Origin of the sequence: Jiangella sp. DSM 45060 (genome assembly GCF_900105175.1) — a bacterium.
Taxonomy (GTDB): domain Bacteria; phylum Actinomycetota; class Actinomycetes; order Jiangellales; family Jiangellaceae; genus Jiangella.
The window spans coordinates 2,319,252-2,338,942 of sequence record NZ_LT629771.1; the positions used below are offsets into that span (position 1 = coordinate 2,319,252).

General features: G+C 73.1%; 16 protein-coding genes. 5 read left to right on the forward strand and 11 right to left on the reverse strand.

What is annotated here, in order from left to right:
- Positions 1-3 precede the first annotated feature (3 nt).
- Genes BLU82_RS10365 through BLU82_RS10375 form a run of 3 tightly spaced genes read right to left on the reverse strand, consistent with a single transcriptional unit; the run spans position 4 to position 3,309 of the window.
- Positions 4-282 carry a hypothetical protein gene (locus BLU82_RS10365; protein ID WP_092619396.1) on the reverse strand — a complete coding sequence of 93 codons (279 nt, stop codon included), beginning with the start codon at positions 280-282 and terminating at the stop codon, positions 4-6.
- A 58-nt stretch (positions 283-340) separates the two neighbouring features.
- Positions 341-1,006 carry a response regulator transcription factor gene (locus tag BLU82_RS36150; protein ID WP_069114732.1) on the reverse strand — a complete coding sequence of 222 codons (666 nt, stop codon included), beginning with the start codon at positions 1,004-1,006 and terminating at the stop codon, positions 341-343.
- A complete protein-coding gene (locus BLU82_RS10375) occupies positions 1,003-3,309 on the reverse strand; it encodes a sensor histidine kinase (RefSeq protein ID WP_157740791.1) in 2,307 nt (768 codons plus the stop codon). Before BLU82_RS10375 ends, BLU82_RS36150 begins: the two co-directional genes overlap by 4 nt.
- A gap of 137 nt (positions 3,310-3,446) precedes the next feature.
- Between BLU82_RS10375 and BLU82_RS10380 the strand changes: the two genes are divergently transcribed.
- Together BLU82_RS10380 and BLU82_RS10385 are read left to right on the forward strand one after the other, a co-directional pair.
- Positions 3,447-4,064, forward strand: coding sequence for a hypothetical protein (locus BLU82_RS10380; RefSeq protein ID WP_157740793.1), 618 nt, complete (start codon positions 3,447-3,449; stop codon positions 4,062-4,064).
- Complete coding sequence (locus tag BLU82_RS10385; RefSeq protein ID WP_092619406.1) at positions 4,061-5,299, forward strand: acyltransferase; 1,239 nt, start codon at positions 4,061-4,063, stop codon at positions 5,297-5,299. The genes BLU82_RS10380 and BLU82_RS10385 overlap by 4 nt, the downstream gene beginning before the upstream one ends.
- Positions 5,300-5,967: 668 nt before the next feature.
- On the opposite strand, the gene BLU82_RS10390 is transcribed toward BLU82_RS10385, so the two are convergent.
- Positions 5,968-7,128, reverse strand: a complete 1,161-nt coding sequence (locus BLU82_RS10390; RefSeq protein ID WP_157740795.1) for a hypothetical protein — start codon at positions 7,126-7,128, stop codon at positions 5,968-5,970.
- Positions 7,129-7,261: 133 nt separating this feature from the next.
- On the opposite strand from BLU82_RS10390, the gene BLU82_RS10395 reads away from it, so the two are divergent.
- The gene (locus tag BLU82_RS10395) at positions 7,262-10,093 is read left to right on the forward strand and encodes an aconitate hydratase (protein WP_092619412.1); all 2,832 of its coding nucleotides are present in this window, start codon (positions 7,262-7,264) and stop codon (positions 10,091-10,093) included.
- Positions 10,094-10,415: 322 nt separating this feature from the next.
- Here the strand turns inward: BLU82_RS10395 and BLU82_RS10400 are convergent, their stop codons facing one another.
- Entirely contained in the window at positions 10,416-10,883 is a 468-nt protein-coding gene (locus tag BLU82_RS10400) for a hypothetical protein (RefSeq protein WP_092619415.1), read from the reverse strand.
- 153 nt (positions 10,884-11,036) lie between these two features.
- Entirely contained in the window at positions 11,037-11,531 is a 495-nt protein-coding gene (locus tag BLU82_RS10405) for a hypothetical protein (protein ID WP_157740797.1), read from the reverse strand.
- Between the two features lie 117 nt (positions 11,532-11,648).
- On the opposite strand from BLU82_RS10405, the gene dxs reads away from it, so the two are divergent.
- Positions 11,649-13,565, forward strand: coding sequence for a 1-deoxy-D-xylulose-5-phosphate synthase (gene dxs, locus BLU82_RS10410; RefSeq protein WP_092619421.1), 1,917 nt, complete (start codon positions 11,649-11,651; stop codon positions 13,563-13,565).
- A gap of 3 nt (positions 13,566-13,568) precedes the next feature.
- On the forward strand, positions 13,569-14,747 hold the full coding sequence (locus BLU82_RS10415; protein WP_092619424.1) for an AI-2E family transporter: 1,179 nt from the start codon (positions 13,569-13,571) through the stop codon (positions 14,745-14,747).
- A 216-nt stretch (positions 14,748-14,963) separates the two neighbouring features.
- Here the strand turns inward: BLU82_RS10415 and BLU82_RS10420 are convergent, their stop codons facing one another.
- The 5 genes from BLU82_RS10420 to BLU82_RS10440 form a co-directional block, all read right to left on the reverse strand.
- Positions 14,964-15,590 carry a hypothetical protein gene (locus tag BLU82_RS10420; protein ID WP_092619427.1) on the reverse strand — a complete coding sequence of 209 codons (627 nt, stop codon included), beginning with the start codon at positions 15,588-15,590 and terminating at the stop codon, positions 14,964-14,966.
- Between the two features lie 11 nt (positions 15,591-15,601).
- Entirely contained in the window at positions 15,602-15,739 is a 138-nt protein-coding gene (locus tag BLU82_RS35075) for a sigma factor-like helix-turn-helix DNA-binding protein (RefSeq protein WP_197682853.1), read from the reverse strand.
- A 315-nt stretch (positions 15,740-16,054) separates the two neighbouring features.
- A complete protein-coding gene (locus BLU82_RS10430) occupies positions 16,055-16,255 on the reverse strand; it encodes a sigma factor (protein WP_092619430.1) in 201 nt (66 codons plus the stop codon).
- Between the two features lie 88 nt (positions 16,256-16,343).
- On the reverse strand, positions 16,344-18,452 hold the full coding sequence (locus tag BLU82_RS10435) for a 3-hydroxyacyl-CoA dehydrogenase NAD-binding domain-containing protein (protein WP_092619433.1): 2,109 nt from the start codon (positions 18,450-18,452) through the stop codon (positions 16,344-16,346).
- On the reverse strand, positions 18,452-19,678 hold the full coding sequence (locus tag BLU82_RS10440; protein ID WP_092619436.1) for an acetyl-CoA C-acyltransferase: 1,227 nt from the start codon (positions 19,676-19,678) through the stop codon (positions 18,452-18,454). Before BLU82_RS10440 ends, BLU82_RS10435 begins: the two co-directional genes overlap by 1 nt.
- Positions 19,679-19,691: the final 13 nt, after the last annotated feature.

Below are 19,691 nucleotides of genomic sequence, written 5' to 3' on the forward strand. Positions count from 1 at the left end.
GCGTCAGCCGTAGACGATGCGGCGCAGCTGCCGCGTGGACAGGTCGGGCGCGCGGACCGGCCGGTGCGTCAGCTCGGCGCGGATCCGCTCGAAGATCTCCTCGTTCTTCCCGCCGCGCAGTTGCAGCTCCTGGTGCCGGCGTCGCACGTAGTCCTCCACCGGCTCGGCGAAGTACGCCGCGACGTCCGCGACGACCCGCCGCGCCACCCCCGCCGGCAGCCCCGTCGTCCGGATGATCTGCTCGACGAGCTCCGCGGCGGTGTGCGTCACGCGGTCAACCATGCCGTTGGCTGACCGGAAGCGGCAAGAATCTGCCCGGAATCGGGCAAGGATATGGTCCTTACCCGCCCGGCTGCACGAGCCCGGTCTCGTAGGCGATGACGACGGCCTGGGCGCGGTCGCGCAGGTCCAGCTTCATGAGGATGCGCCCGACGTGCGTCTTGACCGTCTGCTCGGCCAGCACCAGCGTCTCGGCGATCTCGCCGTTCGACCGGCCGGCGGCGATGAGCTTGAGCACCTCGGTCTCCCGCGGCGTCAGCGCACGCAGCTGGTCGGGCCGGGGCCGGTTCTGCTGCGGGCGGCGGGCGAAGTCGGCGATCAGTGTCCGCGTCACCGACGGCGCCAGCAGCGCGTCCCCGGCGGCCACGACCCGGACCGCGTGCACCAGGTCGGCCGCCGGCGCGTCCTTCAGCAGGAAGCCGCTGGCGCCGGCCCGCAGCGCCTCGTACACGTAGTCGTCCAGGTCGAACGTCGTGAGCATGACGACGCGCGGGTGCCGGTCGCCGGGCGCTTTGAGGATGCGCCGGGTCGCTTCCAGCCCGTCCAGCACCGGCATCCGCACGTCCATCAGCACCACGTCCGGATGCTTCCTCCACACCGCGTCGACCGCTTCGGCCCCGTTGGCGGCGCTCCCGGCCACCTCGATGTCCTCCTGCGCGGCGAGCAGCGCACCGAAGCCTTCGCGCACCATCGCCTGGTCGTCCACGATCAGCACCCGTATCGTCATCCGGCTCCCTCGTCGTCCATCGTCCCCGCGCCCCGCCCACCGTCGTCGCCCCGTTCAGCGGCCCCGGCCGCTCCCTGCCCGCCGTCGCCTCGCCCGTGATCCTCGTCCGTCCCGGCCGCAGCGTGTCCTTCGCCGGGCGCTGCGCCCTCGTCCGTTCCGGCCGCCACCGGCCGGCCGCCGCGTTGCACGTCCTCGGCCGTTCCCTGCCCGCCGTCGCCGGGCACAGGGGCCTCGCCGGATACGTCGCGGCGCCGGTCGTCCTCCTCGGCGGGGGAAGCCGGCCGACAGGGGAGCACCGCCGTCACGGCGAACCCGCCGTCCGCTGTCGGCCCGGCCGCGAGCGTCCCACCCACGACGGCCGCACGTTCCCGCATGCCGGGCAGTCCGTGCCCGCTCGCCTCCGTCGCCGGATGCGCGGCGGCGACGGCGGGCGCCGTGTTCGAGATGCGCAACTCCACCGACCGCGCCGCGTACGACACCCGCACCGTCACTTCGCTGCCGGGCGCGTGCCGGACCGCGTTGGCCAGCGACTCCTGCACGATCCGGTACGCCGACAGCCCGACCGTCGCGGGCACCTCCGCCGCCGGCGTCCCGGCTGTCGTCAGTTCCGCCGCGACCCCCGACCGCCGCGCGCCGTCGACCAGGTCGCCGAGCTCGGCGAGCCCCGGCTGCGGCGCCAGCGTGACCGTCTCGTCGGTCCCACGGAGCACGCCGAGCAGGCCGCGGATCTCGTCCAGCGCCTGCCGGGCCGACCCGCTGATCGACGCGAACTCCGCGCGCGCGGGCTCGGACAGGCCGTCGATCCGGTACGGGGCGGTCTCGGCCTGGACGACGACCATCGACATGTGGTGGGCGACGACGTCGTGGAGGTCGCGGGCGATGCGGCTGCGTTCCTCCAGGACCGTGCGGCGGGCCTTCTCCAGTTCGCTGAGCTCGGTCTGCCGCTCGAGGTCGCGGCTGGTGCTGCGGCGGGCGCGCACGAGGTCGCCGATGACGGTGACCGCCGTGGCCGCGACGATCATCGTGGCCGCCGTGCCCGCGTTGTCGCCCGTGCCGGTGAGCATCGCGGCGACGGTGATCGCCCACACGCACACCGTCGACCACCGGTCGTATCGCACCGCAACGAAATACAACGCGACGAGCCAGGACCACTGGAAGATCACCGGCCAGGCGCCGTCGTACTCGCCGTCGCTCGGCGGGCCCAGCAGCGGCAGGACGACCCCGAGGACGGTGGCGACGCGCCAGCCCACCAGCGGGTAGCGGTCGATCAGCCCGACCGGCAGCGCGATGGCAGTGCCCGCGACCGGCACCAGCAGCGGATGGATCCGGACCGACGCCTCGATGGTCGCGGTCGCCGCCCAGAACACGACGAACGCGGCCAGCCACGGGACGTAGCGGCGCACCCACGGCGCGATGCCGCTCGGCTCGACGGCCGGGGGCGGACGCCAGTCGAGCACGGCCTGACGGAGTCCGGCGCGCAGCAGCTGCGGCAGCTCACCGGGCGGCACGGAGGACCCGTCCGGCGGCGTCAGGATCGGCCGGAACGTCCGGAGGGCCCGGACTCGCCGGACCACGGCCCCTGCCACGATGCCCGCAAGCCCGATCAGCGCCGCGCCGACCGCCCAGCCCGCACGCAGGTCGTCCGGCACCGAGACGGCGAACAGGAACGCGGTCGCGACCGTCGCCACCCCCGGGACCGCGAGGTCGCCGAGCACGCCCGCCACTCGCGATCGCCACCCCGTTTTGGTGCCGCCGTCGAGCCACCGCGGATCCCTGCCGCCGTCGACGGGCGTCCGTGGCCTCGCGCTGTCGCCGTCAGGGGAGTGCGGTTGCCCGCCGTCGTCGCCGGGCGTCCGCAGCCCCGCGCTGTCGCCGGGTGACGGCTGTTCCGCGCCCCCGTCGGCGCCGGGTGCCTGCGGCCTCGCGCTGGTGCCGTCGTCGCCGGGCGACCGCCGTTCCTCGCCGTCGGCAGGGGAGCGCGACCAGGGCCGCGGCTGGAGCCCGGTCGCGAACAGCAACGCCAGCAGGACGACCCCGTGCACGGTCGGCCACGGCCACGGATCACCGTCGACCACGTCGTACACGCGCGACACCAAGAGCGCCGCGCCGGCCGACAGCAGCCAGCCGAGCGCCGGCAGCGTCGTGATCAGGCCGAGTGGCACCGCAGCGGCCGCCGCGACCAGCGGGGTCGCGCCGACCGGCACGTCCAGCACATCGTCGGCCGTCTGCAGAGTCACGACGAACGCCGCCGCGGCGCAGAGCCACGGCAGCCACGACCGGGCAGTGCGCGGTTCGCCGTTCACGCGAATCACACTAGGGCGGCGGCCGTGCCCGCGCGTCGTACTACGGAGGTGTCCCTCGGGGGATACCAGCGGGGTACGCCGAACCTGGCTCCGCAGCGGGACGATCGGCGCCGGCCGCGTTCCTAGCGTCCGGCGGCATGAGGAATCGCATCGGACTTCTCGTTGCCGCGATACTCGCGTCATTCGCGCTGACGGGCGCCGGGCAGGTGGCGACGCCGTCCGAGCCCGAGAACCAGCCCGCCGCCCACGCCGTCGCCGTCATCACCGGTCGGTCCGGCGGCGACCTCGCGGCGGCGCTCCCGGCGGACTTCGCCGCGGTCATGGGGTACCGGCCGGTCGCGGTGACCGACCCGGATAGCTCGGTGCACCTGACCGACCCGTCCGGCGGCTGCTCCTGGCTCGGCGACACGACGTACGGGTTCGGCCGGGCCTGCCGGTCGCACGACCTCGGGTACGACGTGCTCCGCTACGCGACGTTGCAGGGCGGCGAACTGGGCCCGTGGGCGCGTCATGCGATCGACGACCGGTTCGCCGCGGACCTGCGAGCGCGCTGCTCGTTGGTGGACGGTGGGGCCGGCTGCTCGTCGCTCGCCCGAGCCACGACCAGCGCCGTCGGGTTCAACTCGTGGCGGCAGGGCTACGGCAACCCCGGCGACGAGGCGGTCTGGCCGTACCTGGCGTCCGGCGTCCTCATCCTCGCCGCCGCTGCCGGTCCGTCGATCGTCGGTTGGTTTCGTCCTCGGCGCCCGCGATGAGGCGGCCGACGCGGACGGCCGTCGCGGCGCCGGCGCTCGACGCGGCGTCGGGCATCGGTCCTGGGGCCAGCACCGCCTGGGCCGCCGGCTCCGCCCGGCCCGCCGCGCCGGTCGCCGTCCGGCAGGGTTCCGCCGACCCTGAGACTCGGCCGGGCCGTGATCGGCTGGTCGACGCGGTCCGGGCGGCGAGCCTGGCGGTGGTGGTGCTCGGTCACTGGCTGATGGCGTCGGTGTCCGTGTCGGCGGACAGCCGGGTGGTGCCGGCGAACGCGCTGACCGACCTCACCGCCCTCCGCCCGGCGACGTGGGTGTTGCAGGTGATGCCGTTGTTCTTCATGGCCGGCGGGTTCGCCAACCTGACGGTCTGGCGGCGGACGATTGCCACCGGCGGCGGGCACGGCGTATTCGTGCGGTCGCGGCTGACCCGGCTGTGGCGGCCGGCCCTGACCTTCGTGCCGATAGTTCCGGTGGTCGGTGCGATCGGGTTCGTGGCCGGTCTGCACGCGTCCGACGCCGCGCGACTGGTGGTGCTGCTGGTGCAGCCGCTGTGGTTCCTGGCCGTCTACACGGGGATCATCGTGGTCGCTCCGATCGTGCTGCGCTGTCATGCGGTCGCACCCCGGACGGTGCTCGCCGCGCTGGCGATCGGGGCGGTTCTCGTGGACGTGGCCCGGTTGACGGGCGGCCCGCCGGTCGTCGCGGTCGCCAACCTGGCGCTGGTGTGGGTCTTCGCCCACCAACTCGGCGTCTGGTACGGCGACGGCCGTCTGGCGACGGTGCCACGGCGGCTGTTGTGGGCCGTGCTGGCCGCCGCCGTGCTGGCGCTGGTGCTGCTGACCGGACCCGGGCCATACCCGGTGAGCATGGTCGGTCTGCCCGGCCAGCTGTCGAACATGTCGCCGCCGACCGTGTGCCTCCTGGTCCTGGGCGTCGGCCAGGGCGCGGCGATCCTGCTGGTCCGTCCCCTTCTGCTGCGCATGCTCGGGCGACCGGCGCCGTGGGCCGCCGTGCAGCGGTTCGGGTCGGTGGCGATGACGGTGTACCTGTGGCACCTCCTCGTGCTGGTGCTGGCCTTCGGTGCGTTGCTGGCGGCGGGGGAGTCGCCGCCGGAGCCGGGCAGTGCCGTCTGGTGGCTGACCCGCCCGCTGTGGTTGCTGGCACTGACGGCCGTGTTGGCGGCGGTCGTGGCGCTGGTCGCTCGGCGCGGTCGCCGGAGCAGGGGCCCACTCCAGTGATCGCGGCCGTTGCGGAGGCCGACGGCGCCCGCACCGCCGTCCGTTCGGGGGGACACGAACGGACGGCGGCCAGCCCGATGCGGCAACCGAGGAGGGCGCACGGGCTGCGCCGACATGGGGTGCGGGGCGGCACCACCGTCGGCGGGCTTGGCGGGTGGCGACGTAGCCGGGCAGGGTATGGCGCCCGGCGTGTCGCTGAGGTGAGGTGCGATGGGGTGCGGCTGACGTGAGGTATGCGGAGGGTAGGACCGCGGTCGGCGGGCTTGGTAGATGGCGACGTGGTCGGGGCGGAGTGGGGCGCAGGGGGTGTCGCTGAGGTGAGGTGTGCCGGGGATGCGGCTGATGTGAGGTGTGGGGAGGGTGCGGGTCGCGGCAGGCGGGCTTGGCGGTGGCGGCGTGGTCGGTCGGGGACGGGAGCACGAGCTCGGCCGACGCGGGACGGCGACAACAAGAGGCGCTATCACGAGGCGCCACGACGACCGGTGGGTTTGGCAGCGGCCGCGGCGTGGGGCTGGCAGGGCGTAGATCGTGCCAGCGCCGCGGCCCGTCGATGCACTCGGCTCGGCGCCGAGGGGTAAGGCCGACCGGTACGTCTAACCCGGGTATGGGCGTCGACGACGTCCTCAGGGCAGCGACGACCGGGGCGCCGTCGGGCGGATGTCGGCGGGTCATGGCAGCGGGATCTCGACGGTGAGCGGATTGGGCGCCTGGAACTCGTACTGGGCGTCGGGAGGGAGGCCGACGGTGCCGGTGGGGCGGTAGGCGAGCGTCACTGATCGCACGTCGTCGGGGACGAGGAAGGCCAGGACGTGCGGCGGGGCGGGCGGGTAGGCCGGCGTGGCGATTCCGGCGTCGTGGGTGACGGTCCAGCTGGCAGCGGCGTCGAGGTCGGCCCGCCAGGAGGTGTTGGGCGGCTGGCGGAGGTGATCGTCGACCCGGAGGAGCAGCCAGGCGTGGCCCGGCGGCGCCCAGCCCTCGAACCGGTCGAACGGCGCCAGGTACGCCTTGGTGATGCGGCCGCCGTAGCCGACGTCGAGGCCGCCGCGGGTGAGGTCGCCGGCGCCGGTGCCGAACTCAGCCTCTAGCTGGGCCTCGGTGCGCACGGCGATGGTCCGCGGCGGCCAGGCCGGCACCGACACCGGCACGGCGGTGGGCCGGTCGTACGCGACCCGGGACACCGACGACGTCACCTCGCCGGTGCGGAGGTCGAGCCGCTGGTCGGCACCGTCGGCCGTGGCGATCAGCGCCGGCCGGGCGTCGTCGGCGAGCGCGGCGACCAGGAGGTGCTCCTCGGCCCGGCGATCGCCGCAGGGCAGGTCGTCGCACGGGAACACGAGCGGATCGCCGTTGCCCGGCAGTGTGACCGGCAGCCGCTCGGACCCGGTGTCGAGCCAGAGCGTCGTCGAGGCGTCGCGAGGCGCCCGGTCCGGACCAGTGCCGACGAGGAACGGGTCGGCCGACGGCGCGAGCGCCGGGGGAGCGGCGACCCTGACCCGCCACGCCCGCGCGACGAGATCGGAACGGGCGCCGAGACCCCACCCACCCACCGCGTGCACCGTCACCGTGACGGCGGGCGTGACCAGCCGCAGCGGCGGCGACACCGGTTTCAGCCCGTCGACGCCGCCGCCCGGACGCAACACCGCCGCACCCGGCGTGACCTGGGCCGCGACCGGCGCCGAGCCCGACCCTGACGCCGTCGCCGCACCCGCCTTCACCACCGGCGCACCCGCACCCGCCACCGGGCCCGCGTCGCCGGGGACCGAAGGTGACTCACCCGCGCACCCGGCGACGACCAGGGCGACGACGATCAGCAACATCCATGCCTTCATGCCTTCTATGGGTCAATCGGGAAGGGCGAATGTGACAGCGGGAGCGAAGAAAATTCGCGCGTGATATCTTGAAGTCAAGAGACTTCCGGTTAGGCGAGCCTCAGCGCGCGGGCGATCACCGCCGTGCGCGACGATGAGCGCAGCGAACCATGACGCGAGAGGTTGGGGATCGAACGTGACCAGCAAGGACAGCTTCGGCGCGAAGGGAAAACTGCAGGTCGGTGACGCCTCGTACGAGGTGTACCGGCTGGCTGCCGCGGGTGACGTGGGCCGGCTGCCGTACAGCCTGAAGATCCTGCTGGAGAACCTGCTGCGCACCGAGGACGGCGCCAACATCACCGCCGACCACGTCCGTGCGCTGGTCGACTGGGACGCCGCGGCGCAGCCGAACACGGAGATCCAGTTCACGCCCGCGCGCGTCGTCATGCAGGACTTCACCGGCGTGCCGTGCGTCGTCGACCTCGCCACCATGCGCGAGGCCATGAGCGACCTCGGCGGCGACCCGTCGAAGATCAACCCGCTGGCCCCGGCCGAGCTGGTCATCGACCACTCCGTCATCGCCGACGTGTTCGGCGCGCCCGACGCGTTCGTCCGCAACGTCGAGCTCGAGTACGGCCGCAACAAGGAGCGCTACCAGTTCCTGCGCTGGGGCCAGGGCGCGTTCGACGACTTCAAGGTCGTCCCGCCCGGCACCGGCATCGTCCACCAGGTCAACATCGAGCACCTGGCCCGCACCGTCATGGTGCGCGACGGCGTCGCCTACCCCGACACCTGCGTGGGCACCGACAGCCACACCACCATGGTCAACGGCCTGGGCGTCGTCGGCTGGGGCGTCGGCGGCATCGAGGCCGAGGCGGCCATGCTCGGCCAGCCGGTCAGCATGCTCATCCCGCGCGTCGTCGGCTTCAAGCTCAACGGCAGCCTGCCCGACGGCGCCACCGCCACCGACCTCGTGCTCACCATCACCGAGCAGCTGCGCAAGCACGGCGTGGTCGGCAAGTTCGTCGAGTTCTACGGCCCGGGCGTCGCCGAGGTGCCGCTGGCCAACCGCGCCACCATCGGCAACATGAGCCCCGAGTACGGCTCCACCATCGCGGTCTTCCCCATCGACGACGAGACCATCCGCTACCTGCGCCTCACCGGCCGGACGGACGAGCAGGTCGCGCTGGTCGAGGCGTACGCGAAGGAGCAGGGCCTCTGGCACGACCCCGCGCACGAGCCGACGTACTCCGAGTACCTCGAGCTCGACCTCGGCACCGTCGTCCCGTCCATCGCCGGCCCCAAGCGCCCGCAGGACCGCGTGTCGCTCACCGACGCGAAGACGGCGTTCCGCACCTCGCTGCGCGACTACGTGGCGCACGACGAGGGCCCCCACACCGCGCTGGACGACGCCGTCGAGGACACCTTCCCGGCCAGCGACCCCGTCGCGGTGCACCCGAACGGCGGCGGCGCCGAGGAACCGGCAGCCGTCCTGGCGTCGGCCGCCGCCGGTGCCGAGGGACGAGCGTCCGCGCCGGTCACGATCACGCTCGACGACGGCACCGAGTGCGAGGTCGACCACGGCGCCGTCGTCATCGCGGCCATCACGTCCTGCACGAACACGTCCAACCCGTCCGTCATGATCGGCGCGGCGCTGCTGGCCAAGAAGGCCGTCGAGCGCGGCCTGAACCGCAAGCCGTGGGTCAAGACGACGCTCGCGCCCGGCTCGAAGGTCGTCATGGACTACTACGAGCGCGCCGGCCTGACGCCGTACCTCGAGAAGCTCGGCTTCCACCTGGTCGGATACGGCTGCACGACGTGCATCGGCAACTCCGGCCCGCTGCCCGAGGCGGTGTCGGCCGCCGTCGACCAGAACGACCTCGCCGTCGTCTCCGTCCTGTCGGGCAACCGCAACTTCGAGGGCCGCATCAACCCCGACGTCAAGATGAACTACCTGGCGTCGCCGCCGCTGGTCGTCGCGTATGCGCTGGCCGGCAGCATGGACATCGACATCACCACCGAGCCACTGGGCACCGGCAGCGATGGCGAGCCCGTCTACCTGAGCGACCTGTGGCCGTCGCCGGCCGAGGTCGAGGAGGTCGTCGAGTCGGCCATCGCCAGCGAGATGTTCACCCGCGACTACGCCGACGTCTTCGCCGGCGACCAGCAGTGGCAGTCGCTGCCGACGCCGTCGGGCAACACGTTCGCGTGGTCCGCCGACTCCACCTACGTCCGCAAGCCCCCGTACTTCGACGGCATGGGCGTGTCGCCGTCGCCCGTGGGTGACATCTCGGGCGCGCGGGTGCTGGCCAAGCTGGGCGACTCGGTGACGACCGACCACATCAGCCCGGCGGGCGCCATCAAGGCCGACTCTCCGGCGGGTCAGTACCTCTCCTCGCACGGAGTGCAGCGGCGCGACTTCAACTCGTACGGGTCGCGGCGGGGCAACCACGAGGTCATGATCCGCGGGACGTTCGCCAACATCCGGCTGCGCAACCAGATCGCACCCGGCACGGAGGGTGGCTTCACCAGGGACTTCACGGCGCCGGAGGCGCCCGTGACGACGATCTACGACGCGTCGGTGGCCTACGCGGCCGCCGGTGTGCCGCTGGTCATCCTGGCCGGCAAGGAGTACGGCTCCGGCTCGTCGCGCGACTGGGCGGCGAAGGGGACGGCGCTGCTGGGGGTGCGCGCGGTCATCGCCGAGTCGTACGAGCGCATCCACCGCTCCAACCTCATCGGCATGGGCGTCCTGCCGCTGCAGTTCCCCGAGGGTCAGAACGCCGAGTCGCTGGGGCTGACCGGCGAGGAGACGTTCGAGATCACCGGCGTGACGGCGCTGAACGACGGCTCGACGCCCTCGACGGTGCACGTGCGGGCCGGGGACGTCGAGTTCGACGCGGTGGTGCGCATCGACACGCCGGGGGAGGCCGACTACTACCGCCACGGCGGGATCATGCAGTACGTGCTGCGCAGCCTGCTCTGACGGGGCTTGCCGCCTGGTCGGCTGGCTAGCCTTCCGCTCGATGGGCGCCGCCGGCCGGTCTGTTTCCACAGGCCGGCCGGCGGTGGCGCGTTGTCCACATTTCCGGGATCGGCGGTGGCGGCGACCGGCCGCATCTGTTGATCTTGGTCGCATGCGAACCACACTCGACGACATCAGCCGCCTGCGGGGCGGGAATCACCGGGCCGCCGGTGCGTACCGGAGCGGGCGCCTGCCGCGGGGACGCGCTGCGCCTCTCCCGCGGGGACGCGCCGCGCACTTGCCGCGGGGACGCGCCGCGCCCCTGCCGTGCGGGTCGGACGGGTCAGGCGGCGGGCGGCGGGACGGGGTCGACGCGCTCGACGGTCTCGTCGCGGGAGCGGGCGCCGCGGCCCATGCCGATGATGCCCACCAGGTAGACCAGCAACGCGACGCCGCAGATCCAGACGCCCGACTGCAGGTCGCCGGCCGACACCGACAACGTGTCGTCGTTGGCCGACATCACCAGCCAGAGCGCCAGCGTCGCCGCACCGACCAGCCAGCCGAGAATCAGGACGAACCGCGACAACAGCAGGGCGCCGAGCACGCCCAGCAGACTGACCACCGCGAGCGCCAGCGCCATCGAGTTCCAGTACGAGGACGGCTCACCGACCGAGGAGGTCTGGAACAACCGCTCGAGCGGGATCTCGGTGGCGTCGCGACCGTCGAACCAGTCGAGGTAGCCGCTGGCGGTGACGCCGAGCGCGCCGATCACGGCGACGACGGCCCCGGTGGCACGTTGACGTGTGGTCATGTGGATCGCCTCCTCAATGAGGGTCCAGACGACTCGTCCGCGGCCTCGTGCCGGGCGGCACCGGCCGCACTTCCACTGTGCCACGCGGTTCACAACCGCGCACGTCAGAACGTGAAGTGCGCCTCAGTCGTCGTCAGACCGCGAAGTGCGACCTCAGTCGTCGTCGCCGAACATGGAGAGGGGAGCGTCGACCTCTTCCTTGCGCGGGCCCATGATCACGACGCCGGCCAGGATCGCCAGCAGCCCGATCCCGCACACCCACACACCGGCGCCGACGCCCATGCCGGCGGGCGCGTTGTCCGTGGCGTTGCCGATGGCGCGCATCAGCCCCCAGAGGGCGAGCGTCGCCACCCCGACCATCCAGGCCAGCACGAGGAGGAACCTGAACCGCAGCAGCGCCCCCAGCGCACACAGCGCCCCGACCACCGCCAGCGGCGCCGCCACCGACGCCCAGTAGCCGCTCGCCACGCCCGGGGCTCCGGTCTCGGCGAGGTGCCTGATGGGCAGCTCGTGCGGCGCTCGGCCGCCGTACCAGGCGACGTAGGCGCTGATCGCGCACAGCAGGCCGCCCGCGGCGGCGACGATGGCGCCGGTGGTCCGGCGTCCCAGTCGGCCGACCCGCCCCCACACCCGTTCCTCGTCAGACACAGCGGAAGGGTAGTGGCCCGCACGGCACGCACTCAACAAAGACACCTGAACGTGATCGAGAGGCATTCGCCCTCTAGACTCGGCACTCAGCACCGACGCGACTTGGAGGCAGCACGCGTGGGACTTCTCGACCGCATCAAGGACCCCCGCGACCTGCGGGCACTGTCCGATGACGAGCTCGAGTCGCTGGCCGCGGAGATCCGCGACCGGCTGGTGGCGACCTGCGCTTCGAACGGCGGGCATCTCGGGCCGAACCTCGGCGTGGTCGAGCTGACGATCGCGGCGCACCGGGTGTTCGACTCGCCGCGCGACCCCATCGTGTTCGACACCGGGCACCAGGCCTACGTGCACAAGATGCTCACCGGGCGGCACGACTTCACCCGGCTGAAGCAGTCCGGCGGGCTGTCGGGTTACCCGAGCCGCGCCGAGAGCGAGCACGACTGGGTCGAGAACTCGCACGCCTCCACGGCGCTGTCGTACGCCGACGGCATGGCGAAGGCGTTCTCGGTGCGCGGCGAGCGCGACCGCACCGTCGTCGCGTTCATCGGCGACGGCGCGCTGACCGGCGGCATGGCCTGGGAGGCGCTCAACAACATCGCCGGCGGGCCGCAGACCGGCCCCGACCGCCGCCCGCTCGTCATCGTCGTCAACGACAACGGCCGTTCGTACTCGCCGACGGTCGGCGGGCTCGCCAGGCACCTGACGGGGCTGCGCACCGACCCGCGGTACGAACAGGCGCTCGACGTCGTCAAGCGGACGCTCGGCCGCACCGCGCTGGTCGGCCAGCCGCTCTACGACGCGCTGCACGGGGTCAAGAAGGGCCTGAAAGACCTCCTCGCGCCGCAGGGCATGTTCGAGGACCTCGGCCTCAAGTACATCGGACCCATCGACGGGCACGACCGCGCGCAGGTCGAGCAGGCGCTCACGCAGGCGAAACGGTTCGGCGGGCCGGTGCTGGTGCACTGCCTCACGCAGAAGGGGTTCGGCTACGACCCCGCCGTCCGCGACGAAGCCGACCAGATGCACAGCCCGCGGCCGTTCGACCCCGCCACCGGCGCCCCCGCGGGCAAGCCGGTGCGCGAGTGGACCGACGTGTTCAGCGAGGCGCTCGTGCGGGCCGGCCGGCAGCGGGCCGACGTCGTCGCCGTCACGGCCGCCATGCTCGGGCCGACCGGGCTCGAGCCGTTCGCCCGGGCGTTCCCCGACCGCTGCTTCGACGTCGGCATCGCCGAGCAGCACGCGGCCACGTCGGCGGCAGGCATGGCGGCCATGGGCCTGCACCCGGTCGTCGCCGTCTACGCGACGTTCCTCAACCGCGCGTTCGACCAGGTGCTGATGGACTGTGCGCTGCACAAGGCCGGCGTCACGTTCGTGCTCGACCGCGCCGGTGTCACCGGCAGCGACGGGCCGTCGCACAACGGCATGTGGGACATGTCGATCCTGCAGGTCGTGCCTGGGCTGCGGCTGGCCGCCCCGCGCGACGGCGCGCAACTGGTCGAGCAGTTCACCGAGGCCCTCGACGTCGACGACGCGCCCACGGTGGTGCGGTTCTCGAAGGGCGCCGTCGGGCCCGACGTCCCGGCGCTGGAACGCCTCGGCGGCGTCGACGTACTGGCCAGGGGCGAGACGCGCGACGTGCTGCTGGTGGCCGTCGGGGCCATGGGCAAGGTCGGCGTCGACACCGCGAAGCGGCTGCAGGCTCAGGGCGTCGGCGTCACCGTCGTCGACCCGCGCTGGGTGAAGCCGCTCGACGACGTGATCATCGACCTGGCGCGGCAGCACCGGCTGGTCGTCACCGTCGAGGACAACGGCCGGGTCGGCGGCGTCGGCTCGGTGCTGGCGCAGCAGTTGCGCGACGCCGGCGTCACGGTGCCGGTGCACGACCACGGCCTGCCGCAGCGCTTCCTCGACCACGCCAAGCGTGACGAGATCCTGGCCGCCGCCGGGCTCACCGCGCAGGACCTCGCGCGCGAGGTGTCCGGGCTGGTCGCGGCGCTCGACAGCACGCCGCACGACCGGACGACGACGGTGTGATCGGTGACCACCACCCCTTCCGGGCGCCGCCCGGACCCTGACTGGCTGCGGCCCGAATCCATCATCGCGATGCGGCTGCTCATCATCGGCGTGGCCGTCGCCGCCGCCATGTGGCTTGTCCTGCAGGTGCAGTTCATCGCCACGGCGGTCGTGCTCGGCTTCGCCGAGGTGGCGCTGCTGTGGCCGCTGGCCCGCTGGCTGCGGAGCAAGCGCGTACCCGCCGTGTTCGCGGCGTTGCTGTGTGTGCTCTTGTTCCTGGCGTTCTTCGCCGGGCTGCTGGTGTTCGTCATCACCGAGGTGGTCGATTCCTGGCCGCGGATGGTCGACGCCGTCACCGGGTCGATCAACGAGATCAACGACTGGCTCGAGGGCGGGCCGTTCGGCATGGACACGCAGAGCGTCCAGGACCTCCTGGGCGAACTGCAGTCCCGGCTGGGCGACGTGCTCGGCGACGTCACCAGCGCGGCGGTCGGCGGCCTGTCGCTGGTCGGGAACTTCGCGACCGTCATCCTCATCGCCACGTTCTTCACGATCTTCGCGTTGACCAGCGGCGACAAGCTGTGGAAGCAGTTCGTGGGCACGCTGGCCCCGGGGCACCGCGAGCCGGCCGACGCCGCCTTCCGGGCCTCCATGCGCACGGTCGGAAACTGGTTCTACGCCTCGACGCTGACCGGTCTGGTCGACGGCGTGCTGATCGGGGTCGGGCTGCTGATCCTCGACGTGCCGCTGGCGGTCCCGATCGGCGCGCTGACGTTCATCATGGCCTACATCCCGCTGGTCGGCGCCACGCTGGCGGGCGCGGTCGCGGTGCTGGTCGCGCTGTTCTCCGGCGGCTTCACCACGTCGCTGTGGGCCCTGGCGATCGTGGTCCTCGTGCAGCAGATCGAGGGCAACGTCCTGTCGCCGCTGCTGATGTCCCGGGCGCTGAACTTCCACCCCGTCGTCACCCTCATCCTGACGACGGCCGCGGGGACGGCGTTCGGGTTGATCGGGCTGTTCCTCGCCGTGCCCGCGACGGGCGCCATCGTCGCGGCGGTGCTGGCCTGGCGGCGGATCGTCAGGGCGCGCGAACTCGCCGAGAACGGCGGACCACCCGGCGACAACGGCGATCCACCGCCGGCCGACGCCACCGCGCCGCCGTCCGCCGACCCGCCGTCGCCGCTCGAGTCGCCGTCGCGCTGAGGCCTGGCGCCCGTCGTTCGTCCGGACTGCCGCAGGCGCACCGGTTCGAGGGTGCGTTTCCGGCCTGTTGACATGCGCGCCAATGGTTGGCGCGCATGTCAACACGCCAGATCGAGTCACGACGCGGCCCATGGCGCATGGCAGTGTGGTCCGAGCCGAACGACGACGGCGGCCGTCAGCCGGCTACGGCCGGACGGATGACGCCGGTCGGCCGGCTCATCCCGGATCGCCTGGTGCCGCCGCATCGTGGTCGGTCAGCGGGACGGGCTCCACGCCGCCGCTCACCCGGAACACACCGGGCGAACCCAGAGCGCACGGGTGCGCCGAGTCGACGGGCGACCACGCCACGTCGTTGTCGACCGAGCCGCCGCCGACGCTGACCGAGCTGCCTTCGCGCGCTCGCGGCCGTCCGTCGGCGTCGTACAGGACGGCCCGGCCGTCCTCACCACGCGCGGCCGTCCAGCCGAGTGGCCAGGCCACTGGGATGATGCGGTCGTCGCCGAGCTCGATCGTGACGCAGCCGTAGTCGGCCACGGTCAGCACACCGCTGAGATGGGCCTGCATCGCGATCTCAGGCACCGTGGTCTGGGCCAGCAACTGGACAGGGTGGGCGTCCGTGCCGGCACTGCCCGCCGCCGGTGGATCGCCGGGCAGCCAGGACAGGCCCGCCGCCGCGGAACCGGTGATCGCCAAGGCGAGCACCGGAACCGCCGCGAGCAGCGTCGTCCGCCGCCGTCGCCGGCGCGCGCGACCACCCTCGACGGCGCGGCCGACCACGTCCGGGTCGAACGTCTGCTCCGCCGCCCGGACGTGCAACGCCTCGCGCAGTGCCTGTTCGTCCATACGTCCTCCGCTCAACCCAGTTCCTCGGCCGCCGCCGTCTCGCGCAGCCGGGCCAGGGCGCGCGACGCCTGGCTGCGCACGGTCCGCGGGCTGCACCCGAGGGCGTCGGCGATCTGCTCGTCGGAGAGGTCGCAGTAGTACCGCAGCACGACGCGGCACGCTGCCGGACGCCGAGCCCGGCCAGCGCGTCGGCGAGCGCCGACCGGTCGACGACGGCGGGCTCGCTGTCGTCGACGGCGGCCGGAGCGCCGGGCCAGCGCCGGCCCCGTCGCTCCCGGCTCTGCGACCGTCGCATCGACACGTGCTGATTGACCAGCATCGTCCGCACCTAGGGTGTGTCTCCCGGGTCCGTGGCCTACTGCGCGACGCCCAGGCGGCGCCTCGCTGCGTTCTCGTCAGTCGAGATAGAACCCCGCTATGACTCCCTCCTCGGCCTTGCGAGGCATCCACCTGGACGCCGCTCGCTACGGCCGAGACCCGGGAGACACACCCTGGCCATCCGGACGCTCCAGCCGGCTGATCCGCGACCAGCGGAGATACACCTTGACCAGCGTCTCCTGGACGAGGTCGTCGGCGTCGGCGGGGTGGTCGCAGAGCAGGCCGGCGACGCGGCGCAGACCGGGACCGGCCCGGTGGGCCCACTCCTCGAACGGCGGCGTGCTCACCCGGCCGGCTCCTCTCCCTCTACCTTGTCAACGCCACCCTCAGGGCCGGGCGCTGCAGGCGGATGAGAGAAACCGGCCGGTGACGGCGTCAGGCGCGGGCGACGCTCGCGAGGCCCGGCGGGAGGAAACGCCGCCCGGTGGCGCGCTCGGCCACGCCGCTGCGGTCGAGGTACGGCGTGATGCCGCCCAGGTGGAACGGCCAGCCGGCGCCGAGCAGCATGCACAGGTCGATGTCCTGCGCCTCGGCGACCACGCCTTCGTCGAGCATGATGCGGATCTCCTCGGCGACGGCGGCCAGCGCCCGCTCGCGCACCTCGTCGGCGGTGAGGACGGCCGAACCCTGCTCGAACAGGGCGGCGGTGGCGTCGTCGAGGTAGGGCTTGCCCTGCTCGTTCCACGACCAGATGCCGGGCTTGCCGGCCGCGACCAGGCGGCGCAGGTTCTCGGACACCGGGAAGCGGCCGGGGTAGGCGTCGTGCAGGGTCTCGGCGACGTGCAGAGCGACGGCCGGGCCGACGAGCTGCAGCAGGACGAACGGCGTCATCGGCAGGCCGAGCGGCGCCAGCGCGTTGTCGGCGACCTCCAGCGGCGTCCCCTCGTCGGCGGCGCGGGTGATCTCGCCGATGAACCGCGTCAGCACCCGGTTGACGACGAACGCGGGGGCGTCCTTGACCAGCACGCACGACTTCTTCAGCGTCTTGCCGACGGAGAGCGCGGTCGCCAGCGTGGCGTCGGACGTCGCCCCGGCGCGGACCACCTCGACCAGCGGCAGCACGGCCACCGGGTTGAAGAAGTGGAACCCGACGACGCGCTCTGGGTGGCGCAGGCCCGACGCCATCTCGGTGACCGACAGCGACGACGTGTTCGTGGCCAGCACGCAGTCGGGGGAGACGACGGCCTCGAGGTCGGCGAAGACCTGCTGCTTGACCTTCAGCTCCTCGAACACGGCCTCGATGACGAAGTCGGCGTCGGCGAAGACGCTCTTGTCCGTCGACCCCGTGACCAGCGCGGTCAGCTTGTTCCGCGCGTCGGGCGACAGCCGCCCGCGCGCCGCGAGCTTGTCGATCTCGGCGTGCACCCAGCCGACGCCCTTCTCGACCCGCGCGGCGTCGAGGTCGGTGAGGACGACGGGGACCTCGAGCCGGCGGACGAACAGCAGCGCCAGCTGGCTGGCCATCAGCCCGGCGCCGACGATGCCCACCTTCGTCACCGGCCGGGCCAGCGACTTGTCGGGCGCGCCGGCCGGGCGCTTGGCCCGCCGCTGGGTGAGGTCGAACGCGTAGACGCCGGCGCGCAGGTCGTCGCCCATGATGAGGTCGCCGAGGGCGTCGTCCTCGGCCGCGAAGCCCTCCTCGCGCGTGACCGTACGCGCCGCGGAGATCAGGTCCAGCGCGCGGTACGGCGCCGGCGTGGCGCCGTGCAGCCGTCCGTCGGCGGCCGCCCGCCCACGCTCGACCGCCGCCGACCACGCGGCCTCCGACCGGTCGATCTCCGGCCGCGTCACCTCGACGTCGCCGCGTAGCACCTGCGCCGCCCAGTGCAGCGACCGCTCGATGAAGTCGGCGCCGTCGAACGCGGCGTCGGCGATGCCCAGCGCGGCGACCTGCGGGCCGCGCAGCATGCGGTTCTGGTTGAGCGCGTTCTCGACGATGACGGTGACGGCGTTGTCGGCGCCGACGAGGTTCGGCAGCAGCCACGCGCCGCCCCAGCCCGGCACGAGGCCGAGGAACACCTCGGGCAGCGCGATGCCCTGCGCCGCCTTGGACACCGTGCGGTAGGTGCAGTGCAGTCCGAGCTCCAGGCCGCCACCCAGCGCCATGCCGTTGATCAGCGCGAACGTCGGCACCGGACCGTCGGCGAGCTTGCCGAACACGCGGTGCCCGAGCTGCCCGAGCGCGACCGCCTGGGCGCGCTGCGTCACCAGCGCCATGCCCTTGAGGTCGGCGCCGGCGGCCAGGATGAACGGCTTGCCGGTGACGGCGACGGCGACGACGCCCGGCTCGGCGTACGCGGCGTCGATGGCCTGCTCGAGACCCAGCAGGGTGGCCGGGCCGAGCGTGTTGGGCTTCGTGTGGTCGTGGCCGTTGTCGAGCGTGATCAGCGCGGCCTTGCCTGCGCCCAGCGGCAGGTCGACGAAGCGCAGGTGCGAGGTGGTGACGACTTCGTCGGGGAAGACGGTGGCGAGGTCGGTGGTCATCAGGCCGCGGCCTCCTCGGCGTAGTCGGCGTGGTGCGGGTTCTCCCAGACGACGGTGCCGCCCATGCCGATGCCGATGCACATGGTGGTGACGCCGTAGCGAACCTCGGGGTGCTCCTCGAACTGGCGGGCCAGCTGGTTCATCAGCCGGACGCCGGACGAGGCGAGCGGGTGGCCGACGGCGATGGCGCCGCCGTACTGGTTGACGCGGGGGTCGTCGTCGGCGATGCCGAAGTGGTCGAGGAAGGCCAGCACCTGCACGGCGAACGCCTCGTTGATCTCGAACAGCCCGATGTCGTCGATGCTCAGGCCGGCCCTGGCCAGCGCCTTCTCCGTGGCCGGGACCGGGCCGACGCCCATGACCTCGGGCTCGACGCCGGCGAAGGAGTACGAGACCAGCCGCATCTTCGCCGTCAGCCCGAACTCGGCGGCGGCGTCGTCGCTGACCAGCAGCGCAGCTGTGGCGCCGTCGTTCAGGCCCGCCGCGTTGCCGGCGGTGACCCGTCCGTGCGGGCGGAATGGCGTCTTCAGCCCGGCGAGGTCGTCGACGGTGGTGCCGGGGCGCGGCGGCTCGTCGGCCGTCGCGAGGCCCCAGCCCTGCTCGACGGAGCGGGTGGCGACGGGGACGAGGTCGGGCTGGATGCGGCCGTCGGCGGCCGCCTTGGCGTACTTGGCCTGGCTGGCCGCGGCGAACGCGTCGGCGCGCTCCTTGGTGAGGTGCGGGAAGCGGTCGTGCAGGTTCTCGGCGGTGCTGCCCATGACCAGCGCGGACGGGTCGACCAGCTTCTCGGCGAGGATGCGCGGGTTGGGGTCGACGCCCTCGCCCATGGGGTGGCGGCCCATGTGCTCGACGCCGCCGGCGATGACGACGTCGTAGGCGCCGAACGCGATGCCGCCGGCCGTCGTCGTCACGGCCGTCATGGCGCCGGCGCACATGCGGTCGATGGCGTAGCCGGGCACCGACTTCGGCAGCCCGGCCAGCAGCGCCGCCGTGCGCCCGATGGTCAGGCCCTGGTCGCCGAGCTGGGTGGTCGCGGCGATGGCGACGTCGTCGACGCGCTCGGGCGGCAGGCCCGGGTTGCGGCGCAGCAGCTCGCGGATGCAGTTGATGACGAGATCGTCGGCGCGGGTCTCGTGGTACATGCCCTTGGGTCCGGCCTTGCCGAACGGCGTACGCACGCCGTCGACGAACAGCACGTCGCGAACAGGCCTGGTGGAGCGTGGCACGTGGCCCTCCTCG